Annotated in this window: 19 protein-coding genes; 9 read left to right on the top strand and 10 right to left on the bottom strand. The window is 42.6% G+C overall.

Annotated features, from left to right (window positions below):
- A complete protein-coding gene (locus AC4MCD_RS06065) occupies positions 1-435 on the bottom strand; it encodes an acyl-CoA thioesterase (protein ID WP_104425981.1) in 435 nt (144 codons plus the stop codon).
- 54 nt (positions 436-489) lie between these two features.
- Positions 490-1647 (bottom strand): iron-containing alcohol dehydrogenase, encoded by a 1158-nt coding sequence (locus tag AC4MCD_RS06070; protein WP_419364870.1) that lies wholly within the window; start codon positions 1645-1647, stop codon positions 490-492.
- 118 nt (positions 1648-1765) lie between these two features.
- Here AC4MCD_RS06070 and AC4MCD_RS06075 point away from each other — a divergent pair, with 118 nt between their 5' ends.
- The 4 genes from AC4MCD_RS06075 to AC4MCD_RS06090 are packed head-to-tail and all read left to right on the top strand — an operon-like array spanning position 1766 to position 5504.
- Positions 1766-2275 carry a low molecular weight protein-tyrosine-phosphatase gene (locus tag AC4MCD_RS06075; protein ID WP_419374610.1) on the top strand — a complete coding sequence of 170 codons (510 nt, stop codon included), beginning with the start codon at positions 1766-1768 and terminating at the stop codon, positions 2273-2275.
- Positions 2276-2278: 3 nt separating this feature from the next.
- Positions 2279-3316 carry a UDP-N-acetylmuramate dehydrogenase gene (murB, locus tag AC4MCD_RS06080; RefSeq protein WP_419374611.1) on the top strand — a complete coding sequence of 346 codons (1038 nt, stop codon included), beginning with the start codon at positions 2279-2281 and terminating at the stop codon, positions 3314-3316.
- 5 nt (positions 3317-3321) lie between these two features.
- Complete coding sequence (locus tag AC4MCD_RS06085; RefSeq protein ID WP_180002226.1) at positions 3322-4461, top strand: YdcF family protein; 1140 nt, start codon at positions 3322-3324, stop codon at positions 4459-4461.
- Positions 4461-5504 carry an alpha/beta hydrolase gene (locus tag AC4MCD_RS06090; protein WP_005236036.1) on the top strand — a complete coding sequence of 348 codons (1044 nt, stop codon included), beginning with the start codon at positions 4461-4463 and terminating at the stop codon, positions 5502-5504. Before AC4MCD_RS06085 ends, AC4MCD_RS06090 begins: the two co-directional genes overlap by 1 nt.
- An 83-nt stretch (positions 5505-5587) precedes the next feature.
- Here the strand turns inward: AC4MCD_RS06090 and AC4MCD_RS06095 are convergent, their stop codons facing one another.
- Entirely contained in the window at positions 5588-7258 is a 1671-nt protein-coding gene (locus AC4MCD_RS06095; protein ID WP_004783900.1) for an FMN-binding glutamate synthase family protein, read from the bottom strand.
- 460 nt (positions 7259-7718) lie between these two features.
- Positions 7719-8741, bottom strand: a complete 1023-nt coding sequence (locus AC4MCD_RS06100) for a helix-turn-helix transcriptional regulator (protein WP_419364865.1) — start codon at positions 8739-8741, stop codon at positions 7719-7721.
- A 241-nt stretch (positions 8742-8982) separates the two neighbouring features.
- Between AC4MCD_RS06100 and AC4MCD_RS06105 the strand changes: the two genes are divergently transcribed.
- The 5 genes from AC4MCD_RS06105 (at position 8983) to AC4MCD_RS06125 (ending at position 13244) form a co-directional block, all read left to right on the top strand.
- Positions 8983-10542, top strand: coding sequence for a circularly permuted type 2 ATP-grasp protein (locus AC4MCD_RS06105; protein ID WP_419364863.1), 1560 nt, complete (start codon positions 8983-8985; stop codon positions 10540-10542).
- 22 nt (positions 10543-10564) lie between these two features.
- A complete protein-coding gene (locus AC4MCD_RS06110) occupies positions 10565-11167 on the top strand; it encodes an alpha-E domain-containing protein (protein WP_419364861.1) in 603 nt (200 codons plus the stop codon).
- Positions 11164-11943 (top strand): transglutaminase family protein, encoded by a 780-nt coding sequence (locus tag AC4MCD_RS06115; RefSeq protein ID WP_419364859.1) that lies wholly within the window; start codon positions 11164-11166, stop codon positions 11941-11943. The genes AC4MCD_RS06110 and AC4MCD_RS06115 overlap by 4 nt, the downstream gene beginning before the upstream one ends.
- Positions 11944-11963: 20 nt before the next feature.
- Positions 11964-12698 (top strand): proteasome-type protease, encoded by a 735-nt coding sequence (locus tag AC4MCD_RS06120; RefSeq protein ID WP_419364857.1) that lies wholly within the window; start codon positions 11964-11966, stop codon positions 12696-12698.
- Between the two features lie 114 nt (positions 12699-12812).
- Positions 12813-13244 carry a BLUF domain-containing protein gene (locus AC4MCD_RS06125; protein WP_419364856.1) on the top strand — a complete coding sequence of 144 codons (432 nt, stop codon included), beginning with the start codon at positions 12813-12815 and terminating at the stop codon, positions 13242-13244.
- Between the two features lie 61 nt (positions 13245-13305).
- Here the strand turns inward: AC4MCD_RS06125 and alr are convergent, their stop codons facing one another.
- The 6 genes from alr to cyoE all read right to left on the bottom strand — a co-directional run bounded on the left by alr (position 13306) and on the right by cyoE (position 18509).
- Complete coding sequence (alr, locus tag AC4MCD_RS06130; protein ID WP_419364854.1) at positions 13306-14376, bottom strand: alanine racemase; 1071 nt, start codon at positions 14374-14376, stop codon at positions 13306-13308.
- Positions 14377-14607: 231 nt separating this feature from the next.
- Complete coding sequence (dnaB, locus tag AC4MCD_RS06135; RefSeq protein ID WP_004783882.1) at positions 14608-16047, bottom strand: replicative DNA helicase; 1440 nt, start codon at positions 16045-16047, stop codon at positions 14608-14610.
- Between the two features lie 216 nt (positions 16048-16263).
- Complete coding sequence (gene rplI / locus AC4MCD_RS06140; protein ID WP_004783880.1) at positions 16264-16710, bottom strand: 50S ribosomal protein L9; 447 nt, start codon at positions 16708-16710, stop codon at positions 16264-16266.
- A 9-nt stretch (positions 16711-16719) separates the two neighbouring features.
- On the bottom strand, positions 16720-16947 hold the full coding sequence (rpsR, locus tag AC4MCD_RS06145; protein WP_004278792.1) for a 30S ribosomal protein S18: 228 nt from the start codon (positions 16945-16947) through the stop codon (positions 16720-16722).
- A gap of 12 nt (positions 16948-16959) precedes the next feature.
- Complete coding sequence (gene rpsF / locus AC4MCD_RS06150) at positions 16960-17346, bottom strand: 30S ribosomal protein S6 (RefSeq protein ID WP_004696436.1); 387 nt, start codon at positions 17344-17346, stop codon at positions 16960-16962.
- 284 nt (positions 17347-17630) lie between these two features.
- Entirely contained in the window at positions 17631-18509 is an 879-nt protein-coding gene (cyoE, locus tag AC4MCD_RS06155; RefSeq protein ID WP_419364851.1) for a heme o synthase, read from the bottom strand.
- Positions 18510-18514 lie beyond the last annotated feature (5 nt).

Below are 18514 nucleotides of genomic sequence, written 5' to 3' on the forward strand. Positions count from 1 at the left end.
TTAGGCTGAGACAAAACGCGCTAAAGCATCCCGCATTTCAGCTGGAATCGGGGTGCTTTTTCGTGTGTAGCGATCGACAAACACATGCACAAAACTGCCTTGAGCTGCTGCCGTATCAGAGTTCATTTTGAAGATTGCCAGATCATAGCTGAGAGAACTATTCCCCATTTTTTCTATGGCGACACCTACCTCTATAATTTCCGGATAAGACAGCTCCTGATTGAACTGGCATTGCGAGCTGACCACCAGTCCAATCATTGGAGAATATTTGGGATCGAATGCGGCTTCCTGAATCAAGAGGGCATTCGCGGCCGTATCAAAATAGCTGTAATAAGTGACATTATTGACATGGCCATACAGATCATTGTCTGCCCAACGAGTTTGTATCGGCAGAAAAAATGAATAATGTTCGCGTTGTTTAAGAGCTGCTTTCATATTTTAAAATAACTTGTAGTGGCTAGGTCTGCCGAGTTTAAAAATATCCTAAACTTAATAAATCGCCTGATAAATGTTGTAAGCATCTTCCAAAGTAAGTTCACGTGGATTGTTCTGTAACAGGCGGCTTTGTTTCATGGCATCTTCCGCCATGATCATCAGCATATGTTCAGGAATTCCTAACTGTTTAAGTTTCAGAGTTAAGCCACTTTTCACCAGATGGTTATTAAAATGATCGATAAACAGGTCAGTCAGGCCATCATGACAGCCTTTGCTTTGTGGATCTAACCAGCACATCAGTTCGGCATAGAGGGCTTTGGCATCCGGTGTATTAAATTTCATCACCTCAGTTAATACCAGCGCATTACTATGTCCATGCGAAATATGGAAGTGTCCACCTAGCGGATAAGCCAGTGCATGTACCGCACCCACTGGTGCATTGGCAAAGGCCTGACCTGCCAGCATCGAGCCGACCAGCATGTTTTGACGTGCGTCCAGATCCTGACCATCGTCCAGCACACGTTGTAGATTGGCATTTAACAGTTTCAAAGCATGCTTGGCCAGCATATCGGAATAGGGATTTTTTTTGATTTTAGAAGTATAAGCTTCAATGGCATGGACCATGGCATCAATGCCGGTCGCAGCAGTAATTAAGGGCGGCAGATTTTGGGTAAAGGTTGCATCCAGAATGGCAGTATCTGCAAACAGGATCGGTGCCACAATTCCGGTTTTTGTAGTTTCACCTGTAGTGACAATTGAAATCGGAGTAACTTCAGATCCCGTACCTGCAGTGGTAGGAACCAAAATCAAGGGCAAACGGGGGCCAGTAGCCTGATTTACGCCATACAGATCAGACAAAGATTGGTGCTGTGCCGGATGACTCAAGATTGCAATCAGCTTGGCGACATCCATAGAGCTGCCACCACCAAAGCCAATTACGATATCGACATTTTCCTGTTTGGCAAAATCTGCTGCTTCAAGCACTACATGCTCAGGTGGATCGGCCTGTACATCGGAATAAATTGCATAATCCAGTCCCGCATCTTCAATAATTTCCAGAATAGGCAGGTGTAATTGATGCTGTAGCATGCCTGGATCAGTGACCAGTAAAACACGCAGATAACAGCCCTGTTTGAGAATAGAGGATAATTCCTGAATCGTGCCGAGGCCGGCGATGATGTTGGGAACGGTTTGAAACTGAAATCGATTCATGTCTTTATCCTTTAATTTTTATCGCAAATACAAAATTATTATGGGGCGGTGATATAGGATTCATCAGGTAAATAACTTAACATAAGTATCTTGAAAATGATTAACTCTGAGGTTGTTTATGTCATCCAGAACGCCATATAAGGTGTTATGTGTTTGTTTGGGAAATATTTGTCGTTCTCCCACGGCAGAAGTGGTACTCAGACATTATTGTGATGAACAGAAACTCGATATTGTGGTCGACTCAGCAGGAACCAGTAATTACCATCCGGGGAAAGCACCTGATTTGCGTAGCCAGCAACATGCCTTAAAACGGGGTTATGATCTTTCTGGCCTGCGTGCGCGTCAACTCAAAACCCATGATTTTATTGATTATGATCTGATTCTAGCGATGGATCTGGAAAATCTGGCAGATATTCAGGCGCTTCAGCATCAGGCAGAGGCAGAATTCGGACGCCTGCGTGCCCAGGTTGCTTTAATGAGTGAACATGATCAGCACTATCCAAAACAGGCTTTACCAGACCCATATTATGGTGGGGCAGATGGTTTTGAACGTGTCCTGAACCAATGTGAGTCAAGCAGTCAGGCCTGGGTAGAAATTTTTAAACAACATCAAACAGAAAAGGTTTAAGTCATGCAGATTCAGACTCAGGTTCAACTTAAACCTTTTAACACGCTAAATCTTGAAGCGATTGCCGCTTACTACAGCCGGATCCAATCAACTGAAGACCTGATTACTGCACTGGAGTTTGCTGAGCAGCAACAACTGAATGTGCTGATTCTTTCTGGCGGTAGCAATATGTTATTGCCAGAACAGATTGACGCACTCGTCCTGCATATGAATATCCAGGGCATTGAAATGCTGGAAGGAAATGAGCAGCATCAATTTCTGCGAGTAGGTGGGGGTCAAGTTTGGCATGACTTCGTACTCTGGACGACAGAACAGAAATTCTATGGTCTGCAGAATCTGGCCCTGATTCCCGGACTAGTCGGTGCATCTCCCGTGCAGAATATTGGGGCATATGGTGTCGAAGTCGGCGAATTTATTCATGCGGTAGAGGTCTATGACCGTAAGCTGAAAAAATTTGATTCCATTCCTGCCTCAGACTGTCATTTTTCCTATCGTCATAGTATTTTTAAAGATGATCCAACACGTTATGTGATTACATATGTTACTTTTAAATTATTAAAACAGGCAAATCTGAAACTGAATTATGGTGATCTTAAAGCAGCGGTGGGTGATAATCTCACAGCAGAAAACTTGCAGCAGCAGGTGATCCGGATTCGTCAGAGCAAACTGCCTGACCCTAAAGAATTTCCAAACGTGGGAAGTTTCTTTAAAAATCCTATCGTAAATCAACAGGTTTTTGACCAAATTGCTGTGCATTTTCCTAATTTGCCCCATTATCCGCAGGCCAATGATCAGGTTAAAATGGCGGCAGGCTGGCTGATTGATCAGGCAGGCTGGAAGGGGAAACAGCTTGGGCCAGTAGGCATGTTCCATAAACAGGCACTGGTTCTGGTGAACTATGGTCATGCTTCTCTGACGGATGTCCGTCAAACCTATGGCGCAGTACAGCAGGCTGTCTGGGACAAATTCAAGATTATGCTCGAACCTGAACCGGTATTATTTGATTGTAAAGGCTTAATTCGATCTCATCAGGATAAATAACGTATATGAAAAACACCCATTGGATGGTCCGTTTAGTACAAATCGTCGCAGGACTGTTTGTATTTTTCGGCTGTTTGGTGATGTTGATCTATTCGCCATTTTATTCTCAGCTCGTGGTTAAGGGACTCAATCGATTTGTGTCCTTTGAAATTAACGAAGTTGCAGCACAAAGCCAGAAAATGGCTTCCCTGAGTGAAGATGATACGCTTGAACCAGGTTCTGATCAGTGGATTGCCCGTCAGGCTTATTTGCGTGTGATGGAGCAGGATATCCAGAAAAATCATTCGTCCAATCTGATGCTGATTCAGGCACGCTACAAGATACTGCAACAGATGATTGAAGAACATCAGCGTGAACAGCAGGAAGAAAAAGCAGAACAGAACCAACCCGCACAAGTGCCTTTATTATCCCAGCAAGAACCTGTGGAAGCCGTTGACCCGACTCAGAAGGTCCGCGAACTGCTGGAATGGGATAGTAATGAAAACAAAGAACGCATTGAGCAATATATTGAATTCTTGACGACTCATCCTCTGGAAGATGAAGAAGCGAGTGCCGTTCAGGTCACAGCGAAAGAAGAAATCAAGGAAGATCTGGCTTTACTGCAAGAACAGCAGCAACAGAAACCGGTCAATCAGTCTAAACCTTATGCCATTGTGGTCTTGGGTGGGGGTCTAACCTTGCATGAAAATGGTAAGGATATTGTGGTCAATGACTATACCCGTTTGCGTCTGGAAACCACACTCGCAGTTGAAAAACAGTATCAGTTACCGATCGTATTGAGTGGTGTGGAAGCGCCGTATATGCAGCGCTGGTTACAAAATTACAATGTCGATGCCAAATTGCTTGAAGACCGCAGCATGAATACCTGTGAAAATACCCGTTTCAGCTCGTTATTATTGCAAAAAAAAGGTGGGGCACCGACTGTGATTCTGATTACCGACCGTTATCATATGCCGCGTACCCGTCGTCTGTTTGCACTGAATGGTATTCAAACCATTCCAGTGGAAGCACCGATGCCGAAGTCCTTGACCCGTTGGCGTCCAAGCCGACAAAATTATGATCATAGTCGCCGTGCCAATTATGAAATGCTGGCCACTATCCGCGATATGTGGTTTGGCTCCAGTGACTGTCGGGAGGTGCCTTAATGTCTGATATTCCGTTTTTAAATCCGACCATCCTGAAACAGCTGGATTTACCTGTGCCAAGCAGGGAAACAACGCCACAGCTTTTGCAGCCCTTAAACCTGAATAGGGATGACCAGCCGACTATTGATCTGCTGTCTTATCGCAGACTGTATGGCTTTGATTTGCTGGATTGCAAGCATTGGCAGGGCTATGTACAGATGCCGCTGTTTAAACTGCATGTGCAAGTATTTACACCTAATCTGGAAAATACCCGTTTTGACAAGATTCAGGGAACGGCGTTTCTATTACATGGATATCTGGAACATAGCGGAATTTATCAGCCGATCGTACGTGAGTTGCTGGAACAGGGCTTTAGCGTCCTGACCTATGACCTGCCGGGGCATGGTCTCAGCGATGGTTCATCTGCCAGTATCCAGAATTTTGATCATTACCAGCAGGTTTTGCATGCGGTATATCGTTATGTGAAGCATGCCGAGCAATTACCTAAACCATGGGTCGGTATTGGACAAAGTACCGGTGGTGCGATCTGGATGCACCATTTGCTCGAATTTGCAGAACGACGCGAAAATCCGTTTGTAGATCGCGTGCTGTTATTGTCACCGTTGATTCGTCCGGCTAAAACTGCCTGGTGGCATAATCCGCTCGGACTCGGCATTATCAGCCGGATCAAGCGTGAAGTACCACGTCATTTCCGCCGTAATAACCATAATCCTGAATTTCTACGTTTTATCCGACTCAAAGATCCTTTACAACCCCGCATGATGGGTATGGACTGGATTCTGGCGATGTCACGCTGGATGCTGGAAATGGAAGCACGTCCAGCCTGTCGAATCCCTGTCTGGTTAGCTCAAGGTGCTCAGGATCAGACAGTGGACTGGCGTTACAATATTGAATTTATCCGGCGCAAGTTCCGCCTGCAAACTTTGCTAATGCTGGAAGAAGGTTCACATCAATTGATTAATGAACGCGCGGATATTCGTGCAGCATTAACGGGTTTAATTCCAGCCTTTTTACATGCGCATGGCAGTAAGACCTATTATTAAATTATCTCGCTCTCAATTAAAAAAGGCGTTTTAGTAAACGCCCTTTTCTTGTCTAATTTGACTAAGTTTTGATTCTTATAGGCTCAAAAACTTTCCAGTTTGGCCATATTCCACATACGGAAATAAAAGTTTTCCTCATCTTTATTTTCACAGTGTAATAATTCACCTTCTTTAAGCCAGAAATGAATCTGGGCAAAGTTCTTGATTTCATGATTGCTGATTCGCTGTGCCAGATGATGCGGTTTAATAGCAGAAGGATGTTTTAAACCTGCTGAAGCGATTAGCTCAGACAGGGCATGCATTGTATTTTTATGGAAATAAAATACTCGCTCGGCCTTAGTCGGGACATGCAGGGCTTTTTGACGCTCTTTATCCTGAGTAGTGACTCCCACAGGGCATTGATTGGTATGACAACTTTGAGCCTGAATACATCCGACTGCAAACATGAATCCGCGCGCTGAATTGACCCAGTCAGCTCCAAGTGCCATGGTACTAGCAATATCAAAGGCACTGATAATTTTCCCGCTTGCACCAATTTTAATCTTGTCTCTCAATCCTGCACCGACCAAGGTATTGTGCACAAACAAAAGACCTTCTCTTAAAGGAGTACCCATATAGTCAATCAATTCAATTGGTGCAGCACCGGTACCGCCCTCAGATCCATCTACCACAATAAAATCAGGATAAATTTTGGTATGTAGCATGGCTTTCACCATACTCATAAATTGCCAAGGTTGACCCAGACAAAGCTTGAATCCGACTGGCTTACCTTCAGAAAGCTCACGTAGTTGTTGAATGAAATTCATCATTTCAATCGGGGTTTTAAACGCCGGATGTCCAGAAGGTGAGACACAGTCATGTTCACGGCTAATCCCGCGAATCTGAGCAATTTCTTCTGAAATCTTGGCTTTAGGTAAAATCCCGCCATGTCCAGGCTTTGCACCTTGTGAGAGTTTGATTTCAATCATCTTCACTTGAGGAAGTTTGGCTTTTTCTGCAAATTTCACCGGATCAAACTGACCCTCTAAGGTCCGGCAACCAAAATAGCCGCTACCAATTTCCCAGACAATGTCACCGCCATGTTCCAGATGATAAGGGCTGATACTACCTTCACCGGTATCGTGAAAGAATTTGCCTTTTTGTGCACCAAGATTTAAAGCCCGAACCGCATTAGCACTTAAACTGCCAAAACTCATAGCCGAGATATTCAAAATTGAAGCAGAATAGGGCTGCGTACACTGCTCATTGCCAATCAGAATGCGGAAGGTTTCTGGATCGGCAGGTCTGCAAGGGGTGAGGGAATGGCTAATAAACTTATAGTTTTCTTCATAGACATTCATGATTGAGCCGAAGGGCTTATCTGAATTTTCATTTTTGGCCCGTTGATACACCAGACTGCGCTGCATACGTGAAAATGGCAGGGCATCCCGATCCGCTTCAATAAAATACTGACGAATTTCAGGACGGAATTCTTCAAAGATAAAGCGGAAATGACCCATAATCGGGTAATTTTTTAAGATTGAATGTCTGTTCTGCAAGACGTCATATAAGCCTAGCAGGCTCAGCAGAATACTGACGATCCATAAGGTATTCACCAAAGTTGCCGGCATAAAATAATAGATATAGCGCGGTTCATAACCGATATGAAAAATCGTAAAAATAACGGCGATGGTGATGCAGGCAAACCAGACCGAATGCCGTGAAAAGAAAGTATTAAGTAATTTGTGTCGTACTAATTGCGCAGGGTTAGCCATTATGAAATTAAATCCCTATTTCCACTACGATAGCGTTTAATAATGTGCAGAGCTGCCTGGCTTATACAAGCATAGAATTGTTTTTTAATTTTATAAGCTTGCTGAAAATGGAATGATAGTGGTTATACCTGACTTCAAGATAGATAATAAATTTTCCAAATAATCTTCTATGGAAAAATTGTGCAAAAGGCATGCATTCTTTTTATTTCAAAAACAGGCTTAAGCGCTTTATAGTAATTTTTATCCCAATAGCAGGAGTGTAAATTATGATAAAAAAATCGATTCGTTTTAATAAGGCAGAGCTGGCTTGCTCATGTTGTCAGACTCTTTAATTTTTAATGTGACACATCCGGTCTGTTTTCTGGGGCAAGAGGAAAGCAGACTGGCTCAGTAGCAGACCACCAGAGCAATAATAAAAATAAAATAATAAATTGATCAGGTCCCCAAAATGGGGACTTTTTTATTCTTTGGAAGAAGCTGAATCAGTGTCATTCGCTTGATAAACAGCATTTGCCACTATTTTTGGTTCGATATGCTTGATTTTATTGCCAAAACTGCGCAACCACCAGACCAGTTGCGAGGTAAAAGGCACAGTAGCACTAATCAGAGCCATGCCATTTTCAATTTTTTCAATTTTTTGATCTTTGCTTAGCTGACTTTCTTCAAAATAGTGTGCATCAGATTCAGGCATGCTCAGTTGAAGCAATACATTTTCTGTTGGCTGGTTAAAATCGACCCGGAATCCTAAAGCGCCAGATTCGATGTATTCATCAATATCAAAATTTACCGGATGCAGGGCACGAGAATTCAGCACCACCGCTGATTTAAAACGGTGCAGGGCAAAGGTTTGAATATCCGATTTATCATGACGGGTACAGACCAGATAGATAATTGAACCTTTTTGTACTAATGCCAGCGGATTTAAAATATAGGTTTTCTCTTCGCCATTATGACCACGACCCTGATAAACACATTCCAGCTGTTTGTCCTGTAACAGGCCTTCGTAAATCGCCTGTTGGGCCGTTTTATCGACTACAGGCGGAATAAGTGGCTGAGTGGCGGGCACGATTCTGACCCGGTTAATCCATTGCCGTACATTATTTTGTGATGACAGGCTGCGTCGAGCCAGATCAAACCAGGGATTCATTTCTTCAATCAGACTAGGCGGCAGCAGATGTTTCAGGTGTTCCTCAACCATCATAAAGGTCACCGCCTGTGAACTGGTCATGTGCGGCAAGCTTTGAATAGGCGCATCTGAGCGCCAGCGCCAGCCTTGGGGTGTAGTTTTACTGCTTTCAATCGGGAAACGCTGGGCAATCTGGTTCAGGTCACGCTGAATGGTACGCAGACTGATCTCAATCCCTTCACGATTCAGGATTTCTTGGAGTTCACGGGTTCCCATCCATTTGCCGGTAGAAAGACGCGACAAGATTTGCCATTGGCGGTAAAGGCTATTGGAGGTTTCTTTTTCTTGTGCTGACATAATGTATTTTTACTGGCAATCAGTGGAAACAAATTAAATATGAGCTTACCACAATAAGAAATCTGGATTTTTTTCGCAAGTTATTCTGCGCAACAATTGTCCTACAATCCGTAAACATCTTGGTGAAAAATGATATTGAGTGAATAGGCACTTTACTGGGTTAATACAGACTTCGAAACGGATGTAATGGCATGGATATTGCTCTGATTTTATTATAATAGATTACAATGACGAGGTTTGTATGCTAAAAGAAAGCCAGGATACAAATACTATTACAACAGTAGAAAATCATACTGCAGCAGATTTAAGCAAAAATTTTACAGATACTACAGCACTCAATATTTCAATTAAGTATAGTCCGCATTTTTTATACCAAGAGATTTCCTCGAAATTTTTCAATGAAATGCGTGATCATCAGGTAATAAACAGTCAAGCAGGTCAACGAATTGAAGAATGGCTGACACAGCATACACTGGATGAACTGAATCAGCTAAATGAAGTAGCAAAAGAACATTTTCTTTATGACGGTATTACGTTTACCGTATACGGCGATGAGCAAGGCACTGAGCGGACTATTCCTTTTGATGTAATTCCCCGGGTGATTGCCCGTAAACAGTGGAATATGGTGGCACTCGGTTCAGCACAGCGCGTTCGAGCCTTAAACCTGTTTCTACATGATATTTATCATCAGCAGGATATTCTCAAAGCCAATATTGTCCCTGAACTTCAGGTGCTGACTCATGAAGCGTATCAGCCGCATATGTACCAGCATCATTTGAAAGGCAGTATCTATAGCCAGATTAGCGGGATTGATATTATCCGGGATTCCAAAGGCGAATTTTATGTACTAGAAGATAACCTGAGAACGCCATCTGGTGTGTCCTATATGCTGGAATGCCGCAAGATCAGCCAGAAGTTAATGCCAAAAGTCTTTGAGCAATCCAATATTGCTGGTATTGAACAATATCCAAAACTCTTAAAAGAAATTCTGGCGGAAAATGCCTATACCGATAATCCTTTCATCGTAGTTTTGACTCCAGGTCGTTTCAATAGCGCTTACTATGAACACGCCTGTCTTGCAAGGGAGATGGATGTGCCTTTAGTGACATCACGTGATCTTTTTGTTGAGAACTCGAAGGTTTATGTAAAAACGATACGTGGGCGTCAACAGGTTGATGTTATTTATAGAAGGGTCGACGACGCCTATCTTGATCCACTGTGCTTTAAACCAGACAGTACTTTGGGTGTTCCAGGCTTAATGTCCGCATATTTACAGCATAATGTTGTAATCGCAAATGCACCGGGTACAGGTGTGGCAGATGATAAATCGATTTATCCTTATGTCGATAAAATGATTCATTTTTATTTAGGTGAAAAACCGATTTTAAATAATGTTCCAACCTACCAATGCCGTAATCCCGAAGATCTGGACTATGTATTGGCAAATTTGGATCAGCTGGTCGTCAAGGAAGCACAAGGTTCTGGCGGTTACGGCATGCTGATTGGGCCACAAGCCTCTCAACAGCATATTGATATTTTCAGAGATAAGATTTTAGCTGCGCCGCATTTATATATTGCGCAGCCAACTTTGGATTTGTCGGTCAGTCCGACTTTAAGCAATTTTGGTATTGCTGAACGACATATTGATTTGCGTCCTTTTGTCTTGAGCTCACCTTACCGCACTGAAATTGTGCCAGGTGGTCTGACCCGGGTAGCCATGCAGGCAGGCTCACTGGTGGTCAACTCATCGCAAGGTGGCGGGATCAAAGATACCTGGGTAGTCGACAACTTACATTCATAACATTCCAAAGAAGGATAACGTCATGGTTTTGTTAAATACCAATGCGCAACATATTTTTTGGTTAGGCCGTTATTTATCTCGTACCCAGTTTTTATGTTCGCATTTTCCATTTTTAGATGATGAAGCTGCTGTGGCTTATGCACATGCTTTCTGTTTGCCTGCGTTTGATGCCAGTTCATTAAATGAGCTGGTTCTGGATAGTACCCAGCCGACTTCATTTACCCAGCAGTTTCAGGTGGCAAAAGACAATATTCAGGAATTACGCGGTGTATTGTCTAGCAAAGCCTATTCCGAACTACTGAAACTGATTAAAACTGCCGATCAGAATGCCGGTTATATCTGCGATGTCGTGACAGATTGTGCCGAAATTCTGGAAGCAGAATCATCAGATGTATTTCTATTTTTCAGTCTGGGCCAATGTCTGGAACAGCTTGATCAGCAGTTACGTCTCGGTGAAGATACGACCCGTACCTTATGTAAAATCGATTATATCGTGGATACACTCTGTGAAATTGGCTGGGGCAGTGTAAAGCAATACTGGACACAGTTACGTGCCGCACCTGATCTGAAGCAATTTTACCAGTTTAGTGATCATATTCATCGCTTGTTCGAGGCTGATGTATGAAATTGATGGTGAATCACCAAACGCAATATACGTACACAGCCGAGGTGAGGAACAGTATTCAGTATATCAAAATGATGCCTTCCACCAATGAGCATCAGAAAGTGCATTATTGGGATGTCAGTGTACCGGGTCAGAAAGTGATTCGGCATGATGCCTTTAAAAATCTCTGGATGACAAGTACACAGCGTGAATCCTATCATAGCCTGATGATCATGGCACAAGGCATCGTTGAGCTAAATCTCAAGCATGAGCAGGGCTTAAATGATTCCTTAAATCCATATCTGTTTTTACAGCCGACTGAAGCCACAAAATGTAATGCAGAGATGAAGGATTTTGCAGGGCGGCATGTTCCAGCATTAACTCGTAAACATTTAATCGGCTTGGCCCAAGCCGTACTCGAACACGTTCCTTATATAGCAAATAGTACTACGGTACAGGGTTCTGCGATTGATGCTTTTGAAGCACGTCAGGGTGTCTGTCAGGATCACAGTCATATTTTTATCGCCATGTGTAAACATTTAGGTTTACCATCACGTTATATATCAGGTTATCTTTATGCACAGAATGCCTCACATCTGGCGAGTCATGCTTGGGCTGAGGTATTTGTTGAACAGGCATGGTACTGTTTTGATGTGAGTAATCTGTTATTTACGCCAAGTGCGCATGTCTATGTCGCGGTGGGACGCGACTATTGGGATGTTGCACCAGTACGTGGTGTAAGAGAAGAAGGCGGTGTGGAATCCATGTATTCCATCGTCCAGGTACTAGGATGTTAATTCATTAATAAGGACAAAAAATGACGTATTGTTGTGCCCTTCGTTTAGAGCAAGGTATGCTATTTATCAGTGATACACGCACCAATGCCGGTGTGGATCACATTTCGGTATTTCGAAAATTATATACCTTTGGGGTAGATGGGGAGCGCGTCATCGTACTCCAGGCCTCCGGAAACCTGGCAACAACACAGGCAGTGATCGGACATATCAGAAATCAGCTAGAACTCAGGCAAGAACCGAATATCCTGAGTTTGCCAACTATGTTTGATGTTGCGGAACTGATGGGCAATACGCTTAAAAAAGTAATTGCCAATGTCACAGATGATAGTTTGGAACAAAGTACTTACTATTGTAATTTCCTGGTCGGCGGCCAGATTAAAAATCAGGAAATGCAACTCTATCATATCTACCCGCAAGGCAATTTTATTTGCGCGACACGGGATACGCCATATTTCCAGATTGGTGAAAGTAAATATGGTAAGCCGATTCTGGATCGTGCCTTGACCTATGATATGCCACTCGATGAGGCATTACGTTGTTCGCTAATTTCTTTTGCATCTACCTTACGTTCAAATGTATCTGTCGGTATGCCGTTAGATGTACTCGTCTATAAAAAAGACAGTTTAATGATGCCAAAGGGTAAGCGTATTGCTGAAGACGATGAGTATTTTACGGATATTAGCCGGCAATGGTCTGAAACTTTAAAGAAAGGCCTGGCTGAATTACCCACCCCATCGAATGATTATTTCTTATAATATTTATAGGAATAAAAATAAGTTTTTTTTATAAGAATTAGTAAAAATTGACTGCTTAGTGTACAGTGCTAACTTCTATAAGATATTGCATAGATAAGAATAGAGGTTAGCCGCATGTACCAATTTTGTTACGCCAGTGAAAGTACCTCGTCCAAAGCCGACTTACTTCAAGATTTAACGGATATCCTTAAAGAAGCACGTGATTTTAATCATCCTAATCAAATAACAGGTGTGCTTTATTTTGCTGATGGACATTTTTTCCAGTGCCTGGAGGGTGAATGTCTGGTTTTAAAAGCTTTACTGACAGAGAGACTATCTAAAGATTCACGCCATAAAAATATTAAACTATTTGAAACTAAAGAGATTGAGCAGCGTACTTTTGGCGACTGGTCAATGAAATATATTTCTAAACGTAGTTCTATTCAACAATTCTGTCAAGAGATGGGATTTGAAGTTTTTACGCCTAATGATTTTAACCAGGAACAAGTAGATGCTTTATTACTTGAACTGTCATTAATCGAAAATGAAGAGCAAAAATCAGCTTGAATACTGACCGTATAAAAAGCCCAATTTATATTGGGCTTTTTTATTTTTGGCTAGTTTTTCTTTAAACCAGTTTGCGTACCGGGCGGGCAGACATACGGCAAAGTAATTCATAACCAATGGTGCCATTGGCTTCAGCCACATCATCGATCAGACGGGATTTGCCCCATAGTTCGACTTCAGTACCTAATTCCAGATTGAGACCCGTTGCATCAATGGCAATCATGTCCATTGCGACACGGCCAATCACACGGGTTTGCTGACCATTAATCGCTACATGGTTCTGTTTAGGGAAAGCACGTGGATAACCGTCACCATAACCGATAGAAACAATGGCTAAAGTCATATCTTGATCAGCAGTGAAAGTAGAACCATAACCGACATGTTCACCCGCTTTGATATTATTCAATGCAATCACTTCGGCAGTAAAAGTCATGACTGGTTTTAGATCCAGATCATGTACAGTCTTGTCTGCAAATGGAGTCGCGCCGTAGAGCATGATGCCCGGACGAACAAAGTCAAAATGCAATTCTGGATATTTATAGATCGCAGCTGAGTTACAGCAAGAACCCATTAAAGGTGCGCAGTCATTTTTTACTTCAAGAAACTGCTGGATTTGCTGTTCATTGAGAGGATGTTCCGCATCAGCATTGGCAAAGTGCATCGCCAGCACGCAGGTAAAACCTTCTGCTTTTAATTGATTGATCACATTTTTAATCACATCAATTTTAAAACCAAGACGGTTCATACCGCTGTTGAGTTTCACCCAAACTTTTAAGCCTTTCGCAATATAGGCTTCTTTATTTGCCAGTAACCAGTCCAGTTGTGGCTGATGATGCACAATGACTTCAATATTCTGATTGATCACAACCTGCATTTCATCTGCAGAGAAAATGCCTTCGATTAGGGTAATGGGTTGCTGGTAGCCGAGTTCACGAATTTCCAGGGCTTCTTCCAGACAGGCGACCCCAAAGGCATCACTATCTTTTAAGGCTGCTAAGCAGTCTTTAACTCCATGTCCGTAAGCATTGGCTTTGACCATGCTGACGATTTTAGCGGTTGGGGCAAGTTGTTTGACACGGTTTAAATTATATTGCAGTGCTTCACTGTCAATATAAACTGTAGCTTGGCGCACCCTAGATACTCCTGCGGGATGACAAAAATAATATCGTGTGAAACACACAAAAGAGGGAGAGAAATAACGGGATTGTAAAAACAAAAGCGGTCATTTCAGAATTGCGAATATTGTAGACCTATCTACCATAAATGGACATGCTCATTTATATAATTTCATGCACAGCAAGCATTCTAAATAAAAAAGAGACCATCTCGGCCTCTTTTTTGGAATCAGATTAATCTTGAATGCTTACTCTTCATCATCATACTGGGCATAGAACTCAGGAGAGAGGTTACTGAAACGGGTATATTGACCTTCAAATGCCAGACGAACTGTACCAATTGGACCATTACGCTGTTTACCGATAATAATCTCGGCAGTGCCGGCTTCTTTCGATTCTTTGTTATAAACCTCGTCACGGTAAATAAACATGATCAAATCGGCATCCTGCTCGATCGCACCAGACTCACGAAGGTCAGACATCACCGGGCGTTTGTTTGGACGGTTCTCTAGAGAACGGTTCAACTGTGATAAGGCAATCACAGGGCACTGCATCTCTTTGGCCAAGGCTTTTAAGCTTCGAGAAATTTCCGAGATCTCGCCTACACGGTTATCACCCATACCCGGCACTTTCATCAACTGAAGATAATCGACCATGATACAACCGAGCTTACCGCCATGCATTTTGGCAATACGACGCGCACGCGCACGTACCTCAGTTGGTGGTAGTGCTGAGGAATCATCAATATAAAGATGCTTTTCCTGTAAATGCACAATGGTACTGGTCACTTTTGACCATTCATCACTGTCCATTTTACCAGCACGTAAGTGACCCTGATGTACACGGCCAAATGACGAAATCAAACGCATCGCAATCGAATCCGCTGGCATTTCCATCGAATAGACCAGCGCAGGGAGGTTGTTGTTAAACAGCACACTTTCGACCAGGTTCATGGCAAAGGTGGTTTTACCCATAGAAGGACGGGCTGCGACAATAATTAAATCGCCAGCCTGCATACCGGAAGTTTTGTTGTCTAGTTCCACGAAACCGGTGGTCAGACCGGTAATTGAACCTTCTAATTGGGACAGTTCATTTAGCTTATCGAATACATCAGCTACAACGGTATTAATCGCTTTCGGACCTTGAGCCTTGGCATTGTTATTATGTTGTTCGGCAATCGAGAAAATATTAGTTTCGGCCAGATCCAGAATTTCACTCACCGGACGGCCTTTAGTGTCATAGGCATTCTGTAAAATTTCAGAGCTGACCTTGATCATGCTACGTAAAGTAGAGAACTCTTTAATTTTGCCGGCATAGGTTTCCAGGTTATAAAAACTCGAAGGCGAATCAGCCATCAGCTGCATTAAATATTCTTCACCACCGACCGCATCGAGTAAGTTCTGCTTGATGAGCCAGTCATGAACCAGTACTGCATCATAAGGCGAATTTTCCTTAGAAAGCTGTTCAATGGCACGGAAGATATATTTATGCCGGGTCGCATAAAAATCATTTTCGGTGAGTACATCGCCGACTTGTTCAAAAGATTCAGCCACAGTCATAAGGGCAGCAAGTACAGCCTGTTCAATCGCTAAATTGTGCGGGGGAGTACGGAACTCCTTAAGTTGGGTATCAGCAACAATTTCTGGTTTAGCGGTAGGTGCCTTTTTGCTGGCATTCGCCTGTGACATATAAATCCCTGATTTTAAATACAATGGTTAAATATTGTCGGAGATGAATAAGGTTTATTCACTACGAGATGAAATGATACGCGGTCTGATCCAAAATGCGAAGTGCAATTTTTTGTGAACACGAAGAATAAATTGAATTTTCTACTGTTGAGCAGATTATATTTTTTAGAGATAAAAAAAGAGCATGCCAAAGCATGCCCTTTTTTCGGTGAGAAATTACTCAGCTACGATAGTAACCAGAACTTCTGCAGCAACATCATGGTGCAATTGGATTGCGATGTTGAATTCACCAGTGTTGCGAAGCGCGCCATTTGGAAGACGAACTTCAGCACGGTCAACTGTAAGACCAGCATTTGTCAACGCGTCAGCGATGTCACGAGTACCGATTGAACCGAACAGTTTACCTTCATCACCAGCTTTCGCAGTGATTACGATGTTAACTTCGTTCAATTGGTCAGCACGTGCTTGAGCAGCAGCTAATACTTCAGCTTCTTGTTTCTCAAGTTCAGCACGACGAGCTTCAAAAGCAGCAGTGTTAGCTTCAGTAGCTGCAACTGCTTTACCTTGAGGGATCAAGTAGTTACGGCCGTAACCAGCTTTAACTGAAACTTTATCACCAAGTTTACCAAGGTTTTTAATGCGTTGTAATAAGATAATATCCACAGCTCAACCTCACTTATGATTGTCAGTGTAAGGGATCAAAGACAAGTAGCGAGCTTGTTTGATAGCAAGTGCTAGCTGACGTTGGTAACGAGCTTTAGTACCTGTAATACGGCTAGGAACAATCTTGCCGTTTTCAGTGATGTACTGTTTTAAAGTGTCGATATCTTTGTAGTCGATGTACGTAACGTTCTCAGCTGTAAAGCGGCAGAACTTGCGACGACGGTAAAAACGTGCCATGTTAGGTTCTCCTTATGCTTCAGCAGAGTCTTGAGCTTGTTGTGCTTCTTCACGTTGAGCTTTACGCGCACGTTTTTCTTCAGCACTCTTAGCCAATAGTGACTCTTCAGTGATAGCGTTTTCACGACGGATGATAAGGCTACGAATGATTGCATCGTTATAACGGAACAATTCTTCTAGCTCATCAAGAGTAGTTTGACCACACTCAACATTCATCAGAATGTAGTGAGCTTTGTGGATCTTGTTGATTGGATAAGCCAATTGACGACGGCCCCAGTCTTCAAGACGGTGGATTTGACCTTCAGCTTCTTTGATGTGAGTCAGGTAACGTTCTACCATACCCACAACTTGATCGCTTTGGTCTGGATGTACCAATAGTACGATTTCGTAGTGACGCATTGTCAGCTCCTTACGGTTTAAACAGCCCCAATTTAAGTGAAATTGAAGCAAGGAGTCACAACCTTGGTTGTGTCGCATAATATGCGAAGCGTGAAGTTTAGTGGTTTTGGGGCTGAAATACAAGCAAATCTTGCCAGATGATGAATGTTTAAGCAGGTATGGAAACAAATGAAAAATTTACAAGAGTTAAATTTCTAAAAGAAACACAATTACTTTAAGTAAGCTTGAAAGGAATTATGGATTTAGCAGAAGAATTAAAAAAGATAGAGTAAAACTCTATCTTCTTAAAAGAATATGATTGGATTCTGCGGGGCAGTAGAGGTAAAACTGAAAATAATACTGATCACGGTAATCAGTTTGACCGAGAACATGAAATACTGTTTTGCCCATGCCTGATCATCTTCAGCTTTAAAGCCCTGAATACTGAGATAGATCCAGTAAAGCGTCATCAGATTCAATACCACCAGATAGATCCAGTTTGCATAACCATAAACAAATAAAGCATTCATGGTAATTCCGAACAATATCACGTAGATCAAAGATTCGATCTTGGTACGTCGAATTGAACGGGCGACAGGCAGAATCGGAATGCCTGCATTTTTGTAATCTTCAAAACGGTAAACTGCAATTCCCCATGAATGAGGCATTTGCCAGAGTGCATACCCTAGAAAAATTAAAAGGGCACCTAAGTCAAACTGACCTGCAACTGCGGTATAACCGATCACAGGCGGTGCTGCGCCAGAAATACTGCCTACCAGTGTTTGGTGAATAGTTGTTCGTTTTGTCCATAAGCTGTAAAAACCAACGTATACGACAAAACCAATAACTGCGAATAGGAAAGCGTATGCATTTACCCAGAACCATAAAATGCCAAAACCGATCATACCTAGTACAAAAGCAAAGGCGAGAGCAACAGGTACAGAAATGGTTTTTTTGACAAGTGCGCGATTTTGCGTGCGCTGCATTTTTTGGTCAATGTCCTGATCAATAACGTTATTGACCACGCATCCTGATGCCACTACGAGAGTAGTACCAATAAGAGTAAGAAGCAGGAGAAGGAAATCTACAGAACCTTGAGTGGCTACGAAGTAGCCACCCAAAGTGGTAACAAAGTTACCGAAGAGAATTCCTGGCTTAGTCAGGAATAAATACTTTTTCAGCATGACAA

It is taken from the genome of Acinetobacter sp. CAU_H_78, assembly GCF_058599365.1.

What these genes read in the sequence shown, in the direction of transcription:
- AC4MCD_RS06065 (WP_104425981.1), bottom strand. Translation starts at nt 435, where the DNA reads ATGAAAGCAGCTCTTAAACAACGCGAACATTATTCATTTTTTCTGCCG.
- AC4MCD_RS06070 (WP_419364870.1), bottom strand. Translation starts at nt 1,647, where the DNA reads ATGAATCGATTTCAGTTTCAAACCGTTCCCAACATCATCGCCGGCCTC.
- AC4MCD_RS06075 (WP_419374610.1), top strand. Translation starts at nt 1,766, where the DNA reads ATGTCATCCAGAACGCCATATAAGGTGTTATGTGTTTGTTTGGGAAAT.
- murB (WP_419374611.1), top strand. Translation starts at nt 2,279, where the DNA reads ATGCAGATTCAGACTCAGGTTCAACTTAAACCTTTTAACACGCTAAAT.
- AC4MCD_RS06085 (WP_180002226.1), top strand. Translation starts at nt 3,322, where the DNA reads ATGAAAAACACCCATTGGATGGTCCGTTTAGTACAAATCGTCGCAGGA.
- AC4MCD_RS06090 (WP_005236036.1), top strand. Translation starts at nt 4,461, where the DNA reads ATGTCTGATATTCCGTTTTTAAATCCGACCATCCTGAAACAGCTGGAT.
- AC4MCD_RS06095 (WP_004783900.1), bottom strand. Translation starts at nt 7,258, where the DNA reads ATGGCTAACCCTGCGCAATTAGTACGACACAAATTACTTAATACTTTC.
- AC4MCD_RS06100 (WP_419364865.1), bottom strand. Translation starts at nt 8,741, where the DNA reads ATGTCAGCACAAGAAAAAGAAACCTCCAATAGCCTTTACCGCCAATGG.
- AC4MCD_RS06105 (WP_419364863.1), top strand. Translation starts at nt 8,983, where the DNA reads ATGCTAAAAGAAAGCCAGGATACAAATACTATTACAACAGTAGAAAAT.
- AC4MCD_RS06110 (WP_419364861.1), top strand. Translation starts at nt 10,565, where the DNA reads ATGGTTTTGTTAAATACCAATGCGCAACATATTTTTTGGTTAGGCCGT.
- AC4MCD_RS06115 (WP_419364859.1), top strand. Translation starts at nt 11,164, where the DNA reads ATGAAATTGATGGTGAATCACCAAACGCAATATACGTACACAGCCGAG.
- AC4MCD_RS06120 (WP_419364857.1), top strand. Translation starts at nt 11,964, where the DNA reads ATGACGTATTGTTGTGCCCTTCGTTTAGAGCAAGGTATGCTATTTATC.
- AC4MCD_RS06125 (WP_419364856.1), top strand. Translation starts at nt 12,813, where the DNA reads ATGTACCAATTTTGTTACGCCAGTGAAAGTACCTCGTCCAAAGCCGAC.
- dnaB (WP_004783882.1), bottom strand. Translation starts at nt 16,047, where the DNA reads ATGTCACAGGCGAATGCCAGCAAAAAGGCACCTACCGCTAAACCAGAA.
- rpsR (WP_004278792.1), bottom strand. Translation starts at nt 16,947, where the DNA reads ATGGCACGTTTTTACCGTCGTCGCAAGTTCTGCCGCTTTACAGCTGAG.
- rpsF (WP_004696436.1), bottom strand. Translation starts at nt 17,346, where the DNA reads ATGCGTCACTACGAAATCGTACTATTGGTACATCCAGACCAAAGCGAT.
- cyoE (WP_419364851.1), bottom strand. Translation starts at nt 18,509, where the DNA reads ATGCTGAAAAAGTATTTATTCCTGACTAAGCCAGGAATTCTCTTCGGT.